2 protein-coding genes are annotated in these 1,473 nt (G+C 61.4%); one reads left to right on the top strand and one right to left on the bottom strand.

The window, feature by feature from the left end; genetic code table 11:
* Positions 1-94: 94 nt before the first annotated feature.
* Positions 95-1,177 carry an IS110 family RNA-guided transposase gene (locus PJE01S_RS24085; protein ID WP_068836241.1) on the top strand — a complete coding sequence of 361 codons (1,083 nt, stop codon included), beginning with the start codon at positions 95-97 and terminating at the stop codon, positions 1,175-1,177.
* Between the two features lie 96 nt (positions 1,178-1,273).
* Here PJE01S_RS24085 and PJE01S_RS25815 read toward each other — a convergent pair.
* Positions 1,274-1,473, bottom strand: a 200-nt coding sequence (locus PJE01S_RS25815; protein WP_218017564.1) for a hypothetical protein, incomplete at its 5' end; no start/stop codon positions are given.

Genomic DNA, 1,473 nt, shown 5'->3' with positions numbered 1-1,473 from the left:
TGATGGGATGGACTCCTCCCGTTTTCTTGCGTCAAATGGCGCACTGGTCTTCATTGGCGTGGGGATCAGGTCTTCAAAACGTAAGGAGTCCGACATGAATGCTACTACCGTTGCCGTCGATCTTGCAAAGTCCGTGTTCCAGCTCGCCGTGGCCGACGAGCACTGGCGCGTCGTTGAAACCCAGCGCCTCACCCGTACCCAGTTCGAGCGCTGGTTTGCCAATCGATCCGTGTCCCTGGTCATCATGGAGTCCTGCGGCTCGGCCCACCACTGGGCGCGCTGGCTCAATGGCTTGGGAGTCGAGGTCCGCTTGCTGCCTGCCCAATACATTCGCGCCTACGTCAAGCGCAACAAGACCGATGCCGCTGACGCGGCTGCATTGCTCGAAGCTGCCCGTGCTTCCGATATTCGTCCGGTTCGCGTCAAGTCGATGGAGCAGCAGGCGCTGCAGGGGCTGCACCGCATTCGCAGCCTGTGGATGAGTACCCGTACCTCGCGCATCAATGCCCTGCGAGGTTTTTGCCGCGAGTTCGGCATCGCCATCCCCACGGGTGCACGCACCGGCATCGAAGCCATCAGCCGGGTGCTGGCTGACCCCGGTACGGCGGTGCCCGATCTGATCCGGGGCACCGCCAAACTTCTGCTCGAGGAGATCCGGTTGCTCGAAGCCCGTATTGCTCAACTGGAGCGTCAACTGACCCAGCTGGCCAGGCTGAGCCCGGCGTGCACGACACTGCTGAGCATTCCAGGCATTGGACTGTTGACGGCCACCGCCCTGGTGGCGGCCACCTCGGGCGATGTGAGCCACTTCAAGGATGCGCGGCACTTCTCCAGCTGGTTTGGTCTGACGCCCCGGGAGTACAGCTCGGGCAATTCGCGCTATCTGGGGCGCATTTCCAAGAAGGGCGATCGCTATTTGCGCATGCTGCTCACGCATGGGGCCAGGAGTGTGCTGCGCGCGGCCGCCGTGGCCGAGACTGCCGGGCGCGAGGTCTGTGGCGTGCGTCGTTGGGCGCTTGAGGTGCAGCAGCGAACGAACCACAACAAGGCGGCCTGCGCGCTGGCCAACAAGCTGGCGCGCATTTGCTACGCCACGCTCAGGGACAAGGAGCCGTTTGGTGAAACAGGGCGGCTGGACAAAAAAATGAATCGCAAGAGTTTTGTGATGCCGGCCTGAGCGGCAGAATACCAAACAGCCGTCACCAGGAAAGAAGTTGTAACTCACCCATCACGCGTTGCGACGAGATTGATCGACCATCATGGCAAACAGGGTTCACCCCGCACCGACAGACGCCGATAACAATTCCGGCAGCTTGCCTGCCGCTCGTAGCGATTGGCGCGCCGGTGACGCAGATTCCATGTCGGCACGGACCACATCAGAGTCCACTTTAGATGCCGGATATACGACTGCAGGCGCATCCCCAACAGCCAAACTATCGGTCAGCTTCTTGCCGTTGAGGGGGAGTCCATATA

The organism is Polaromonas jejuensis NBRC 106434, from assembly GCF_001598235.1.
GTDB lineage: Bacteria > Pseudomonadota > Gammaproteobacteria > Burkholderiales > Burkholderiaceae_C > Polaromonas > Polaromonas jejuensis.
This window is presented reverse-complemented; position numbering and strand designations above follow the sequence as displayed.

What these genes read in the sequence shown, in the direction of transcription:
- PJE01S_RS24085 (WP_068836241.1), top strand. Translation starts at nt 95, where the DNA reads ATGAATGCTACTACCGTTGCCGTCGATCTTGCAAAGTCCGTGTTCCAG.